The following is a 15,101-nucleotide window of genomic DNA, read 5'->3' as shown; positions in this document are numbered from 1 at the left end:
GATGTCTTGTGAATGATTCGTGTAATAATCCTATGATGGATAGAAATTTTCATTAAAATTTACTAAAAAAAGTTCTTTTGTGGCACGGGTGACGCCTGTATACAGCCATCTTAGAAATTCTAGATCGAGCATATCGTCGTTTATGTACCCTTGATCTACAAATACGATTGGCCATTGACCGCCCTGTGCCTTATGGCAGGTAATTGCAAAAGCAAATTTAATTTGCAGCGCATTATAATAGGGATCTTTCTTAATAGCTTCCAAACGATCTTTTTTATCAAGAATATCTGCATAATCCAATGCAATTTCTTCATAAAGTGCCTTTTGTGTTTCGTAGGGTAAATTGGGGCTGTCGGTATATAGACTATCCAGGATGACACGACAGGTGATGGGTTCTATTTCGTCAATATCAACAAATTCGAGAGTGACATCTGCAAATCGATAGCCGTGTTGGTCATGGATGTTGCTTACCTTACGGACTTTGGCCATATCGCCATTAGCAATGAAGCCATCCCCCATATTGTTTTCCTGGAGCCAAAAATAGTTGTTCTTTACCACCATGATATAATCTCCGCCAGTTAGCTCCTCGTCCCGAAATAAAATACGATTCCTTATATTTTGATTATACAGGTTTGCAGAGCGATTTGAGCGGCATATAATCATCGTATTTTCGAGTCCATATTTGTCGTATGCATAGTTTATCCCTTCAATTAACCGTTCACCTGTCATCCGGTAAAGGTTTTTAAATCCTTTTGTTATGAATTTAGGGAAAGGAAAATTGTCTTGATCTTCCCCAGCGGACGTGATTTCTTCCCGTATCTTTGTGGCATTGTATAAGATACCCGAATCTTGGGACTGGCGTACAACAGAGGTGAGCTCAAAAGGGTATACGCAAAGATGATATTCGGTCTCTAGATAGCTTGGGTTTAATGCTGGACTGTCGAGAAGCCCTACTGGCGGTAACTGGGCAGTGTCACCGACAAATAGCAGGGTACAGTTCTTTCCAGATTGGACATAACGGATCAGGTCGTCCAATAAGCTACCGGAAAGAGCATTCACCGATGCATTGGATATCATGGAAGCTTCATCGACAATAAACAAGGTGTCTTCATGAAGATTTTCAGCAAGCGTAAAATCAAGCTGGAAAGAAACTGCCGATTTTTTTCGATAGATCTTCTTATGAATTGTAAGCGCTTTACGTCCGGAATAATACGTTATCACTTTTGCGGCCCTGCCTGTAGGGGCCAGTAGAACCGCTCGTTTCCGTAGGGAAGGGAGCACTTTGACCAGCGTCGATATCAAGGTTGTTTTACCGGTACCTGCGTATCCCCTGAGCACGAAGCAAGATTGCTTGTCGAAAGCGAGTAAAAACTCTTCCAATAATTCGAAGGCTTGCAACTGCTCTGTGGTGGCCTTCCATGGAAATTGCTGTATTAACAGATTTTTGATGAACACCCTCAAAGTTATTTAAAAGGTTTGTCTTATCCTCTAGAAAAAGCTATTTTTGCTCTAAGAAGTTTAAATTTTACAATTCAGCGAATGAATTATATATCGAATCAATTTAATATTCATTATTTACCGGAGTACAATCTTTTGGTCAAAGCTGGCTTTCAGAAAGATGTATTGGCTGTGGTCGATAAGAAGTCGGTCGCTCCGATTTTAATCGAATATCCTTCGGAGGAGCCTATTTTGGATGCCACACGAATCATGAGCCTTCCTTTTCGATTTGTCCGGGTGGTAATTCCACATCAAACCTTTACGTTTGTTCCGAAGGAGTTTTTTCAGCGTGACGAGATCGAACAATATGTACAGTTTTTAGGTACATCAGATGTCGAAAATACCTTTGTATATATTTTAGATAATCTTAACTTAGTGGCTATATATCAGTTTGATGGATTGCTTTTGAATAGATGGAAAAGATTGTTTCCAGATGCTGTCATACTTCCTGAATTTGCGGTGGTTCTAGACCGTGCGCAGGAGCGGGTGTCCATTCGCGGAAATGTTTTAGGACTTCATTTTGGCTCGGAGAATACGGTGGATTTTTACTTGTTTAAAAATGGAGTTTTTCAGATTTACAATAGTTTTGAAATCCACAATCTTGATGATATCAGCTATTACCTTTTGAATATGCTGGCCCAGTTCAATTTGGGAGATACTATCCACAAGGCTCTTCTTTCTGGAGAAATCCCTAATACATCTTATTATAGCCGTATCTCAGCTTATGCTGGAGATATAGAGGTATTGGACCTGAAGACAAAAGTAGTATTGGCTGATCGGGAGATAGAATCGAATCTGGCACCATACAATGTACTATTTGATTCAATATTATGCGAATAATAGGTGGACGTTTAGGTGGTTTAAGGCTCAACCCACCGACCAATTTACCTGTGCGGCCAACCACGGATATTGCAAAGGAAGCTTTGTTTAATATTTTACAGAATCGGCTGGATTTTGATGTGCTTTATTGTCTTGATCTTTTTGCCGGCACTGGAAATATCAGCTTTGAACTAGCGTCTCGGGATGTGAAACATGTAGATGCTGTTGACCTCCATTTTAAGTGCGTACAGTATATCAATGATACTGCAGTCAAGATGAAATTGGAACAGATCAAAGCGAGGAAAGCAGATGTGTTTAGGTTCATTGGCAGTTGCAAAGACCGCTACGATTTTATTTTTGCTGATCCTCCTTATGATATCCCTAAATTGCCACAATTGCCCAAACTAATTTTCGAACAGGGTTTGGTGGCAGATAAGGGACTCCTTGTTGTGGAGCATCCATCGACAAGACAGATGGAGGAGCATCCAAATTTTATAGAGACCAGAAAATACGGTTATTCTTCTTTTTCTTTCTACGCAAATACGATCTAATATGAAAATTGCTGTTTTTCCGGGTTCTTTTGACCCTTTTACTTTAGCTCATCAAGACCTGGTTGAAAGAGCAATACCACTGTTTGATAAAGTTATTATTGCAGTTGGGTATAATGCCAATAAAAAAGGAATGCTCGATCACGACGAACGTGTAAGTACCATTACTGAGGTCTTTCAGGGGGTAAAGGAAATAGAGGTAGTGAAGTATGAGGGGCTTACGGTAGATTTCTGTCAAAAAATAGGTGCACGTTTTATTTTACGAGGGCTTAGAAATACTAATGATTTTGAATTTGAAAATGCGATTGCTCAAAATAATCTATTGCTTAATAGTGAGGTAGAAAGCTATTTTTTGATGAGCAGATCTGGAAAAGCTCATATCTCATCTTCTATCGTACGAGATGTTTGGTTTAACGGTGGGGATGTAGCTGCCATGGTGCCTGAAGCTGTCTTATTGCTGTTGGATAAAAAAATAAAGTAAATAACGACCTAAGTTCTATAGAATTTTAATCGTTGTTGACAACGATTAAAATTTGGGTAGGGCGCAAAATAATATTTTGCGCCCTTTTTTTCAATGCTGTAATACAGGTTTTTATCGGTCTTATGTGGATTATTTGTTTAATTATTTATACCCTAATTAAGCATGACTTATAATTTTAAGCCAAATATTATTTTGTTTTGGGGTATAAATATGGGTAATTTCCTTATTTTCATCTTGTTGGCGATATTTTTTTGTTTCTTGTATTTAGTATGAGCTCGCTTTATCCAATAGAAAACACTCTTCCGGAGTTAGTTTAATTTCCACAGCCTTGGCAAGTTCTTCCAGCTGCTGGACGTTTGTGGCGCTCACAATCGGTGCAGTAATAGAAGGTCTATGTAAAATCCAGGCTAAGGCAACGGCAGACATTGTCTTCTGCTGGCTGTGGGCTATTTCAGCCAATGTATCTAAAATATGTAGGCCACGATCATTGAACCGGTGTTTTAAAGCCTCCTTTCGTTTCGCTTCCTTAATATCCTCAATGGAACGGTATTTGCCAGAAAGGAAACCGCTGGCAAGTGAATAATAGCTTATCACACCTAAATGATTATCAAGTGCAAGTTGTTCATATTGTCTTTCGTATTTAGCCCTGTCATAGAGGTTGTATTCGGGTTGTACAGCAATGTAGGCTGGTAAGCTATGTTTTTCGGCGATATTTAGCGATTCTCTGATACGCTCAGGGCTTAAATTTGAGGCGCCTATCCATTTTATTTTCCCTGTTTGAATTAAGTGCTGGTAGGCTTCCAACGTTTCGTCTATATCTGTAGTAAGGTCATCATGATGGGATTGGTATAGATCGATCGTGTCGACTTGCAATCTTTTTAGCGAATCTTCAACTGACTTAATGATATACTTTTTCTTTAAATTGGGTTTGCTATTGTCAATTCGGCGACCGCCAACTTTCGTTGCAATTTGGATTTTATCACGGACATCTCTCTTGCATATCCAATTGCCGATGATCATTTCGGATTCTGAACCACTGTGGCCCGGCACCCAATGGGAATAGTTATTGGACGTATCGATCAGACTGAATCCCATATCTACAAAAGCATCCAATAAGGTGAAGGACTGTTTCTCATCGATTGTCCAGCCAAACACATTTCCGCCAAATACAATAGGTTTGAACTGGATTTCGCTATTGCCGAGTTTTACCTTTTCCATAATCACTTTATTATTTCTACTTAAAATTACTTAAAAAAGTACGTTTTTGAAGAATTGGTTGGCCTATGGAAATTTTTATAAAAATTTTCTCATTCATTTTCAGTGAGTTTGAATAATAGGTGTTGTGACAATTTGCAATAATAAAAACTTTGTTTACTTTTGCATCATCCCAAACGGATATGCCCGGATGGCGGAATTGGTAGACGCGCTGGTCTCAAACACCAGTGGGAAACCGTGCCGGTTCGACTCCGGCTCCGGGTACAAAAAGGAGAAAGCCGAATTGGTTTTCTCCTTTTTACTTAAAATAAGTGCGTTTGAAGACGTACGGCCCATCTTTTCTAGTGGGGGTTTTAGATCATGTAGCCGATTTACGTGTACACCCTGTGTACACCTTGAAAAATCGTGCTATGAGTGTTGATTTCAAAACCTCTGAAAACTTGTTCAAATTTTCAATCAGTTTGTTTTATCGAAAGGATAAAATAAACCCGGTTACAAAGGAAGTTTCTTTGTACCTCGAAGTCTATATTTCGGGACGTGGATTTAGGCACCGCCCCCGACTACCGTTAAATTTGCGCTGGCATTTTGAAAAGGTCGATAAGCAAAATAAAATGCTTTTGCCGCGATTGAAATCCGATCCGGATGTCATGGACTATAATATGATCATCACTTCGGAAATCAGCAAAGTAAACGAGATAGCAAAAGTATATCGTTTAACCAATCGGATATTGGATGAAGACAGTCTTGTGCGTGAATTAAAACTATTTGATTCTTTTAGAACTTTGGTCGGCTACATGAGAACCCGATTAAAAGAACTATTTACAAAGAAGCTGATTTCTGAACGTACATACATCAATCAGAAGGGTACAGTCGCAACGGTGAAAGAATTCGACGAGTTCGTGCAGTTCCCACAGATCAACGTTAAATGGATGGACAACTATAAAGCATTCCTTAAGGCGAAGGGCAATGCTCACAATACGATTTGGGGACGTATAAAGGACCTGAAAGCGTTGTTAAGAGTAGCGAATGAAGAGGCGACGATATTCGTTGATGAAAAAGCAATCGAATATCCAAACAAACCAGTTAAGAGTCCGACAACTTATTTAAATAGGGATGAGATAAAAAGATTGATAAGTCTATTTAGCCGACAGGTACTTTCCGAGACGGAAACGGTTGTTCTTAAAGCTTTCCTTTTCCAATGCTTTACTAGCTTGCGGATATCGGATGTGTACAAGGCTAACAAGAACTGGATGCTGTCTGATAATATTGCCATGTTTACCATGCAGAAGAACATCAATAAGGCTCCTAAAACCATAAAGATCCCAATTGTGCCAATAGCCAAGCAGTTTATCAACGAAGCATTGAACCAATTCTTTACTTTGCCAACAACGCAGGAATACAATCGCACATTGAAGGATCTTGCCAAGATGGCTGAGATAAAAAAGAAGATACATAGCCACGTCGGCCGACATACTTTTGGTTATTTATTTATGACAACAGTGGGGGATATCTATGCCCTCAAAAACATCATGGGGCATTCTAAAATAGCTACTACCGAGAGATATGCGCATATTGATGAAGAATATGAGCTTGAGCAGACTTTAAAAATTCAGGAGGGATTTAAATTTGTAATGTAAAGGGGCGATAAGCCCCTACATTTATTGCTACTGACATTTCGGATTAGCCAAAACTTAATTCATTTGAGGTCAAATATAAATCTCCACCTCCAATTAGTATATTTCCTGATAATGAAGAAGATCCTATTTTTAGTTTGCTGTAATCAGATTCGACTAAGAAAGAACCTGCATAGAAGTTACCTGTTATGCGTAGAACCAACAGGATTTCCTGTTCTCTGAAAAGGCTCTCTAAATTTATATTTTCGTGTAAAGTAGGATCATCAATCGATAATTGCTCTATTTTGATTATTGTAGTTCCATTAGATCTCATTACCTCTGTGACATTCTTATTTGTCGAAACGTTGATATTTTCATCTGTAGCGACAGGTCTGTTCTTAAAAAGCTTTACTTCTCTTTTCCCGTCGATATCTTTAATATCACAATCTACTGCCAAAAAAGATCCTTCTGATCTTTCATTGTAGATTTCTCTTATTCTGAAAAATTCCTCTGTTTTATCCCCAGAATTTACTTTCAATACTCCATTTGTTCCAATAAAAACATTGGAACCGAACACAATTGCATACTTCATAAAATTTTTTAAATGTGTGTAAAACTATAACTTGATTCCAAGTTATAAAAAATAATCCTTTTTACTAATATGTGTTCCCTCTTTGGAAAGCATCTTTTGAAGTATTTTGTGATATTTATTCATTTAATTTTATATTTGCGACTTCTCACGTTATTTATTATTACTATAAAAAAAATAAAGCCACGATGGCCAGAAGACTTTGCGTCCTCCGGTGCCTTCGTGGCTGTGATTTTAAATAGCGTGAGAAACTTTTTAAAGCCGGGGGGCGTTTTTATATTAACCTGCTCTTTGATTATCCAATCTTATCGACTCCATTTCTTCAAATATTTTCTGACTTATTTCATGGTCAGGTGACATTCCTTTAAATTTTATCGATAGCTCGCCGCTTTCATCATAAACGCCAATAACAGCGCCTATTGATTTGGAATTAAAACCATCAACTTGGATTGACGATACCTTTCCCTGAAATTTGTTAGTAATAAATTTGAACTTGAAGCCTTTAAAAATGGCTGTGCTCACTTCTTTTTCGATTTTCGATTCAATTTTTCTTTGCATTTCACCAAATATTATAATATATGCTTTTCATAACTTAGGATTACACTTGGTAAACGCGGTAGATGTCGAAATTGAAATCTACAAAGTTAAAAAGCTGCTATTTAAAAAATTACGAATTTGATAATTTATTTAGAATATCAATCTTTTTTTAGTGGACTCATTCCCATATCCACCACGCGGCAAGTAATTTGGATGGTGACATCTGCCTGTAACCTGGTGAACTGTTGAAGTAGCGAACGAAATCCCGTTGTACTCCAATAATTTTATTGAATTTGGAGTATAATAATTACCGGCATAACACCAAGAATGGCTTTGAATACCCAAATACTCACAGATATTAAGAGACTCCTGCACAGCTGCAATAATCTCATTGTACGTTTTCCCTTGAAAAACAAAACCTTCCTGATTGCCATGTATCTGTACATCCCAACCGTCAGCTTGCATTGTGGCAATGCGTCTTTTAAGCATTTCCCGATGTTCGTTCGTGTCTTTACAACCGTTGACAATCCAGTCATTTGCATTGTAGCTTGTCGTTGGAGTATCCTTAGTCACATAATACCCGAGTTCAAGAGCGTGATAAGCACGGGCACCATTCTTATTGAACATCTCTTTTAGTTCCCTATCTGCATATATGTAAGTATGATGATCGTCAAACCCTATCATAAACATTCTCTTGTTTGGGTATACCCCTGTAGTAACAAACCGTTCGTAGTCCTTTGAGCCGATGTAGGTGTATCCTTTTTCTTTAGCGTACTGCAGTATTGAGCCTGTGTAATAACTCGGATTCGCAAGTTGCTGGCGACCTTGATTGATATTGTCATCGCCACGGTATCCAGTTGCGCCCATATATTTGTTAGGGATAGATCCACCGTTAACAGCAAAATCTCTGACAAGATTTGCTTCTAACACCGGATTAATTTTAAACAAATCGTGGGTATAGATGTGATATAAATAAGGATGTAGCGACGAAATAATAAAGTTGTTGTAAGGTACATCTAACTTTAATTCAGCGTCCGTTGTCTCGTTGAATTCGCAGACAAGATTCTTTACAGTGATAGGCAATTCACCACCTATAGTTATCATACCACCTGTTACAAAATCCTTAATAGATCCAAGATTAAAATCGTAAATGTCCTGACCAGGCTGTAAATACTGCCCATCAATAGCCACAGTTCCAGCATTCCTTGGATCAGGTGTCGTAACAAATTCAAATGAATGCCATTCTTCATTTATACCATACGACACATAACAAGGAAATGAATCAATAAAATATTGTGTTGTTACTTGCTCTGTGGCTGGATATTTAGATGCTAGATAAGCCTTAAATCTCAATAATTGGGTTACATCGTATTTCTCCCATGCTATCGAATTAATATCTGTTATATTGATTTTTGCACCATTTGAAATAGTTCCATCCAACCCCTTAATTGCTGTGAACAAATCCCAATATGTAGCGTAGTTTGCAATAGTGAAAACATAATTTATTGACAATAAACTATTAACTATTTTGACTTCCGTATCAGTTATTTCAATAAAAGCGTTTTCCCATTTTGCTAAAATTGTTTGAGCAGATGCACTTCGTGTATCCTTTATTTCATTACCGCTACCATCAACTGCTGAAATTCGAATTGAAAATAGATCATCTCCAGCTAAAGGCTTATAACATGAACTGCCATTGACACCATCATATTCAAATCTTCTCGCATTAAACATTGCATTCAGCCTATTACCTCCAATGCTAACATTACTTTTAATACCGAATCCGCTGTTAAAGTAAGGAAGAGGACTGTTAGTGACAATAGTAGTGCCTTTATTCTTAGCTTCGACACCAGTGAAGATGCTAGTAGGATTTTCTTGCAAGAAAAAGTCAATAATGGAATTGATTACTGTCGTGTTAACTGTATCTTTTGTGTAATACGAAATACCAGATAAAGTATTACCAGTTGCAGCAGTAGGCGATAACATGACCACGGTACCATTAGCCAAAGCCGTTCTAACTGCCCCTGATGTGCCGTATGCCACCTCTTGATATACGGTTCCTGAAATTGGCTGTCCAACTGTTTGAACTGTTAGTGCCGATGTAGGTACATTATACGGTTTTTCAAATTTAAGCAATGATTTTTGAGCTGATACTCGATTTACATCTTCATTTATTTTGAACTCAAAAGCCAACCGCAATATACCGTTTTTGCTTTTATTAGGAATTTTATATGAAGCTCCTGAGGTGCCATAAGTGCCCGTAATCTCAATATCTGAAAAGCTCGCTTTCTGTGTTGCTATATTATTCTTTAACGTGTTTTTTTGCTGTACTATCACTTCCTGTAATTCGCCTACCTGCGCATAAGCTCCCGAAATACCTGCCCCGTATACGTATACTTTATTAATATCCAAGATTGATGCACTAACCCTAATATATCGTGCACCTGTAGGGATTTCTGCGGCCTTTATCGTAGCTCGTTGTAGACCATAGGCGTTGGTTGTATATACAGAAATTGGATTCATCTGTAGGTCATAGAAATAAACAAGAGATACAGCGTTTGTTGTAGCTCCATCAAAACCGAACACTTCAATATCCTTTTTACCAGTGATATAGATAGGAGGCGTACATCGGTATCCAGTTGACCTTACTTTGTCACCGTTAACCTTATTAATGTAACCAACTATTGAGAAAATTCCGGATTCCAAATCGGCAACATTCTTATAGGCTTCTTGGCGTGTAGCAATAGCATTGTTTTTTGTTTTTGCAACGTATGAAATAGGCGTACCGACACGAGAGCTGCAATTCCAAAATTCAGCATCTGTTGGAATCGTCAAATCAAAGTTTGAAATTTCGGTGCCATCAGGCGATCTATAACCTCCAATGACCTCGCCTACCTTGTTGTAATAACAAATACCGGCGCTAGACCCTATTTTTCCAAGGTATACTACATTTCCTTTGGGGCAGGGGCGGAGGCCTGAAATTTGGTAAATACTGCTAGCTGTAACAGCCCCATTAATACCTACATAATTTCCAGTAATAACATCACCATAGGTAATGATATCTCCTTCATTTTGAACAGCTCTATTCAGATTTTCATAATTTGCAAGAATCGATAATCGGGCCTGGGCAATATCATCTTGTATGATATAACTATTGACTGTATTTATTCGGCCACAACCTCTATAATATATAGCATTTGCCGGAAAATTTTCTTTTTTAACAGTGGTAACAAAGTCAAGATAATTTGCTCCACTGATAGATGAAATAAATACTCCGTTTACGTCGTAAAATGCTACTAAGGCGATGGATACAGCATTTGAATAGCCTAAAATAACTAGGTCTTTTTCTTTAGCTAATTTAAGAAGTGGGCTAACTCCAATCCCTAGGGTATTTTGGGGCAATACTTCTCCTGTAGTTTTATTTAAGTACATATTTTTGTTTGAAAATATATTACCAGCTACATCCTTATTATCGGATTTTGGTAAGTCAAGGGTAAACTTCTTTACCCACTTTTCTCCATCAAATAGAGTAAGTCCCCATTGGGTGGCCGAATATTCTAAAGTCGGCCCATTAGGCTGGCTGTATTTTCCATTAGCAAGAAAGCCAAATCTTTGGTCAGCTTCGGGAATGGGAAGGGGCACAGGATTCGAAGAGTCGGCGACAGGCAAATCTTCGTAGCCAGCTCCCTGAATAACGACATCTCCAAACAGTTCTTGGAAGATCTCTTTTTTAGTCGCGCCGTTGAATCCCTTTGAATTTGCTTGTTGCAGTAAGAAAATAGCTTTATCCCAGTCCGTGACTGCGGGATATCCGTTAAAATTAGATTCTATTGTACTCATGTATTTAAATAGTTAGGTAGTTAGGTTGTTGTTCAAGTCGTGGATTGGCCAATTTTGGATCGGAGTAGGTGAATTCCAGATCTACTTCGTTAAGGGATCCGTCGATATAGTCTAAGGTCGGTTCCTTGAAGTTGATCAGCCTGGCTGCGCCATCAAGTACATGGTAGCATTGGTCGCTGTTGATCATTTCGATAGTCAGGATCCGGTCAGTATGGCTAGTAATATAGCCCGTGTTTTTCTTTGCCGTTCGGGTACGCTCGTCGGCATATTTTATCGTGCGCTTATCGAATAGGGCCAAGGAAGGAACATTCTTGTAGCTATTGGTTTTTTGTCCGGTCAGCGCCATGCTATCCCATCCACCGATGCGATTAAGGAATACGAAATAATCTTCGCTATAGATATCGGCCGGATCTATGACATAGATGCATCTATTCATAATTAGTTCGCCCTCATCGTCAGCGCCGAACACGGCGTATTCGACAACTTTTTTGGCAGATCGGCGCTGGATCAGGTAGGGGGAAACATCGACTGTCTGCACCTGTCCGGAAACCATAGTCCCAAATGAAAAAGTTTCTGTGGTTTTATCCTCAAATAGCGCAATGACCTTGATGTTGATTTTCGCGCGGGCAAAGGCTGTCAGGTGCAGGGGCTGAAATGTTCGGACCGATCTGCGCAAGGTTGGTACGTTTAACCAGGTAGTAGAAAAGAAAAATTCCAAGTCCAATTCCGTGTTATTACGAAATCCTTTCATAGCTGTAAAATTGATCTCCTTTGATCCGTCCGAATCGGCGACAACTATTTTATAGACTCCAGCCGCATTGGAATGTGTGATTATACCTTCGGTTTTGGGGTAGTCAATGGTCTGTAAGCCGTCGATCAGGGTATCAAAATCCAGCTCGATCGGCGTTTCCGAATCGAACGGAAAATACTTTTCTTCCAAGATCTTGACCGCTCCACGATACAACGTTACAGTCGTTGAAGCTTGGTCGCTCTTATAAAGAAGGTGCGGCAGGCTCAATGTGTAGTTAAGTTCTTGGGGTTGTGCAACGATCGTGATCATAGGTTAGGGGATAATGATGTCATAGGATAAACCAAGACCAAATCCATACGTCAGACCTGACGGCGTGATCACCGGACCGGCTATTGCAGAAATGCCCCAGCGTGAGGGCTGCTTGACTTTCGTGTAGTCCTGCAGGTTGCTGATCTGGACACGGTCGTCGTCAAAGATCCAAGCAGCATTATATTGGTAGGGCTGAAAGATGTTTTTGCGCTCCGGATAGACGATCTTTCGGGCTGTCAGGTTTACTTTAGGGATCCAAATATTGGAGTCGATGTTATAGCGGATATCAAAAGTCTTATCCTTTAGATGCGCCCATTGGCCACGGCTGTCGTTGTATTTTATTCCGTGCAACGAATCCTGTAAAACGACCGTAAAAGCTTCGTAGGACTTAGCTTTACGGATCCAGCTGTCCCGTTCTGATTTGGTGATCCGGAGGGCATCGGCCAAGGTGTCAGCAAGCCCCTTGCTGACGTACTGGTCCAATGATAAAGTTGATTGGACGGGGCGAAACTTGAATATCGTTTCGCCCTTTGTGGTGTCACGAATCGTATCAATAACCGGGATAAAGATCGACTGTGCAGGCTGTGCCGCCAGTTCGATATTCTGTTTTTTTAATTCTCTGTTAGCGTTGAACTGGATGCCAATTGCAACCAAACAGATTACGATGATTGAGATTAAGAATGTTTTCATGGCATTATGTTTTGGTATTGTTTACGGAGTGATGAGTCATTTTTGGCTGTGTTCTGCTGCCGCCGTTCCGACTGCAGGACATATTGCAATAGCTGCTTTCGGGTATCTGACAGTTCAGCCTGCGCGGCCTGTAATTGGTCTTGGCAGTTCTTGTCGCTTGTGGTCTTGTCCTCCCGGTCGTTGGACATCAGCCAAATGATTAGGATGACCAATAGCACGAATACTGTAGGCTTGAAGTATTTTGCAAAGCCTTTCAGTAGCAGCGGGAATAATGTTTTAATTAGTTCGGTCATCGTGTTGATTGTTGGTGTAAAGGTGCATAGGTTAATATTTATGGTAAAGGACATTCATCATACTTCGACCAGTTCAACGTTGGCCGGATCAATACGGTCATGTTGGATCGTGTATTCAATCCGTTCAATAAAAAAATTACGGCCATTGACGTGGACTTTATCGGTAATAGTTGGGTTGTTCAGATCGAGCGCCGATAGCAAAAACGATCCCTTGACCTTAAGCCTTGGTTTTTCGATCCATGATTTGAAATCTTGGTGGTATCTGGTGATCAGTCCGTCGTTGCCGTCCCATTTAAGCGAAATAGCATCGTTTTTATAGGGACTTAAAAAAGGATAGTTTTTCCCGTTAACAGTTTTGGCCCCGACATAAAGCAATAAGGAAAGATCTGTAGGGCGGATCTGACGGGCTGTTTTTTTTGTATCGGTAGGCGTCTGCGGATCCCAGCGCGGAACGATCCAAAACTTTTTGTTCTCGGTATCTTCCTGACCTGTCCAATAGATCGCTGGCTGGAGATACAGTTGTTTGATGTCGGCTTTAGCGTTGAACTTATCCTGATCGGCAACCTCTTCCTTTGGAGTGACCTCTTTATATCCCTTGAATTCATAATCGACAACCAGCTCGTATTGCGTATTTCCGGCAGACAGATAGGAGCTATAAAATGCGGACTTAACAAAGTACTGTTCCGTTTCCGTGATGTAGAACAGTTCGCTATAACTATCATCATTATCGGCTAGATTAAAGGTAGCGTCGCGCATGGCTTCAAGGGTGGCTACAGTTTTGATTATTTGCTCTTCATCAGGCTTGTAATAATTTGGATCCGAAAATCCATAATCATACATCTGTCCTTCGATACTGGTAGGTATAGCGTTACCGATTAGTTTCTTGGACCAATTATGTTTTACTGGCCGGGCGAAAATATCCTTGTTGGACGTGATGACGAAATTACCCTTATGGGCAGTAAGCGTCATACAGAATAGATTCAGTATAGTTTTCAGGAATGTGTTTGCCGGGAAATTCGGCATATAATCCTCAAATTTTAAGTATCCCGGATCTACGCGCCAAGGGCTGCTCAAGAGCACAGTTTCAACCTCATCCCAATACTTGAAGTAAAACGTCGGAACCAGTACGTCGTGCATTTCTGTAGCATCAAATGGAGAGTTTTCCAATTTATCGCCAACAAGCTTATTGATCAGGTATTTTAAGCGGAACAGTGGGAAGATGGGGGCGGCAAAGGTAGGTCTGCCGGGAAACAAAAAGCTTTGATCACCCGGGTTAAAGCAGTTCAGATACTGCGATTTCATTTCACGATATACAGTAGTCTTTCGAGTGTACTCTTGATCACGCGCATCGGTTCGATTATAAAACCACCTGAATGCGGAATTATTGGTTTTTATATGGATAGGAGCCGCGACATAATCCGGATGTGTGTTGTATGCCAGCGGATTCATCCAGTTTTTGTAATGATAGTAATAGCTTGCAGGATCCTCCCAGTCAAACAGGGATGTCGATCCATCAAAAATCACTTCGCCAAAATCTTTCCCGAACATGGCTTTTTTCAGGCTCTCATTGAAGTCTACACCTTTAAAAGTCAGCTTTAACGTTTGATCATATTCGACCAGGGATAATGTACCATGGAATATTGATATAGGACCGAATTCGATACGGGATTCGCTGGCCATAAAAAGTTTGTTGCCCTCATGTGCCCCGAACCGATCCGGATATCCAAACTCACGCAGGTTTTCGGGTGTATCGGGGATCTCGAACGACAAAGTGTAAGGCACCGGAAGGCGTTCATCGACCATCATCGGATTTTCGATGACCACGCCGATCTGAATGTTAGGGGATAGGGTTAACCGTTTGTTCTGTTTAAAAATCTTCAGCATGACAATTCATAAAGATGTACCGCAAAAATCGCGGT

At 39.9% G+C, this 15,101-nt stretch carries 13 protein-coding genes and 1 tRNA gene; 5 read left to right on the top strand and 9 right to left on the bottom strand.

Annotated features, from left to right (window positions below; genetic code table 11):
• Positions 1-30: 30 nt before the first annotated feature.
• On the bottom strand, positions 31-1,455 hold the full coding sequence (locus tag OK025_RS22040; protein WP_317666876.1) for an ATP-dependent RecD-like DNA helicase: 1,425 nt from the start codon (positions 1,453-1,455) through the stop codon (positions 31-33).
• An 84-nt stretch (positions 1,456-1,539) separates the two neighbouring features.
• Between OK025_RS22040 and OK025_RS22035 the strand changes: the two genes are divergently transcribed.
• From OK025_RS22035 to coaD, 3 genes are read left to right on the top strand one after another with little or no spacing between them, the layout of a single operon-like run.
• Complete coding sequence (locus tag OK025_RS22035; RefSeq protein ID WP_317666875.1) at positions 1,540-2,337, top strand: DUF3822 family protein; 798 nt, start codon at positions 1,540-1,542, stop codon at positions 2,335-2,337.
• On the top strand, positions 2,328-2,867 hold the full coding sequence (locus tag OK025_RS22030; RefSeq protein ID WP_317666874.1) for an RsmD family RNA methyltransferase: 540 nt from the start codon (positions 2,328-2,330) through the stop codon (positions 2,865-2,867). Before OK025_RS22035 ends, OK025_RS22030 begins: the two co-directional genes overlap by 10 nt.
• Before the next feature lies 1 nt (position 2,868).
• Positions 2,869-3,345, top strand: a complete 477-nt coding sequence (coaD, locus tag OK025_RS22025; protein WP_317666873.1) for a pantetheine-phosphate adenylyltransferase — start codon at positions 2,869-2,871, stop codon at positions 3,343-3,345.
• A 264-nt stretch (positions 3,346-3,609) separates the two neighbouring features.
• Here the strand turns inward: coaD and OK025_RS22020 are convergent, their stop codons facing one another.
• Positions 3,610-4,563: an aldo/keto reductase gene (locus OK025_RS22020; RefSeq protein ID WP_317666872.1), complete on the bottom strand. Its 954-nt coding sequence runs from the start codon at positions 4,561-4,563 to the stop codon at positions 3,610-3,612.
• Between the two features lie 181 nt (positions 4,564-4,744).
• Here OK025_RS22020 and OK025_RS22015 point away from each other — a divergent pair.
• Positions 4,745-4,824 (top strand) — tRNA-Leu (locus OK025_RS22015).
• A 53-nt stretch (positions 4,825-4,877) separates the two neighbouring features.
• On the top strand, positions 4,878-6,197 hold the full coding sequence (locus OK025_RS22010; RefSeq protein ID WP_317666871.1) for a site-specific integrase: 1,320 nt from the start codon (positions 4,878-4,880) through the stop codon (positions 6,195-6,197).
• A 43-nt stretch (positions 6,198-6,240) separates the two neighbouring features.
• On the opposite strand, the gene OK025_RS22005 is transcribed toward OK025_RS22010, so the two are convergent.
• From OK025_RS22005 to OK025_RS21975, 7 genes are all read right to left on the bottom strand, one after another.
• Positions 6,241-6,765 carry a hypothetical protein gene (locus OK025_RS22005; protein WP_317666870.1) on the bottom strand — a complete coding sequence of 175 codons (525 nt, stop codon included), beginning with the start codon at positions 6,763-6,765 and terminating at the stop codon, positions 6,241-6,243.
• Between the two features lie 276 nt (positions 6,766-7,041).
• The gene (locus tag OK025_RS22000; protein WP_317666869.1) at positions 7,042-7,320 is read right to left on the bottom strand and encodes a hypothetical protein; all 279 of its coding nucleotides are present in this window, start codon (positions 7,318-7,320) and stop codon (positions 7,042-7,044) included.
• 129 nt (positions 7,321-7,449) lie between these two features.
• Positions 7,450-11,139, bottom strand: coding sequence for a hypothetical protein (locus tag OK025_RS21995; protein WP_317666868.1), 3,690 nt, complete (start codon positions 11,137-11,139; stop codon positions 7,450-7,452).
• Between the two features lie 4 nt (positions 11,140-11,143).
• Complete coding sequence (locus OK025_RS21990) at positions 11,144-12,199, bottom strand: hypothetical protein (RefSeq protein WP_317666867.1); 1,056 nt, start codon at positions 12,197-12,199, stop codon at positions 11,144-11,146.
• Positions 12,200-12,202: 3 nt separating this feature from the next.
• A complete protein-coding gene (locus OK025_RS21985; protein WP_317666866.1) occupies positions 12,203-12,889 on the bottom strand; it encodes a hypothetical protein in 687 nt (228 codons plus the stop codon).
• The gene (locus OK025_RS21980) at positions 12,886-13,182 is read right to left on the bottom strand and encodes a hypothetical protein (RefSeq protein ID WP_317666865.1); all 297 of its coding nucleotides are present in this window, start codon (positions 13,180-13,182) and stop codon (positions 12,886-12,888) included. Before OK025_RS21980 ends, OK025_RS21985 begins: the two co-directional genes overlap by 4 nt.
• Positions 13,183-13,239: 57 nt before the next feature.
• The gene (locus OK025_RS21975) at positions 13,240-15,066 is read right to left on the bottom strand and encodes a hypothetical protein (protein ID WP_317666864.1); all 1,827 of its coding nucleotides are present in this window, start codon (positions 15,064-15,066) and stop codon (positions 13,240-13,242) included.
• Between the last annotated feature and the right edge of the window lie 35 nt (positions 15,067-15,101).

Source organism: Sphingobacterium sp. UGAL515B_05 (assembly GCF_033097525.1).
Taxonomy (GTDB): domain Bacteria; phylum Bacteroidota; class Bacteroidia; order Sphingobacteriales; family Sphingobacteriaceae; genus Sphingobacterium.
The sequence above is the reverse complement of the archived record's forward strand: the minus strand, read 5'-3'. Positions and strand labels throughout refer to the sequence as shown.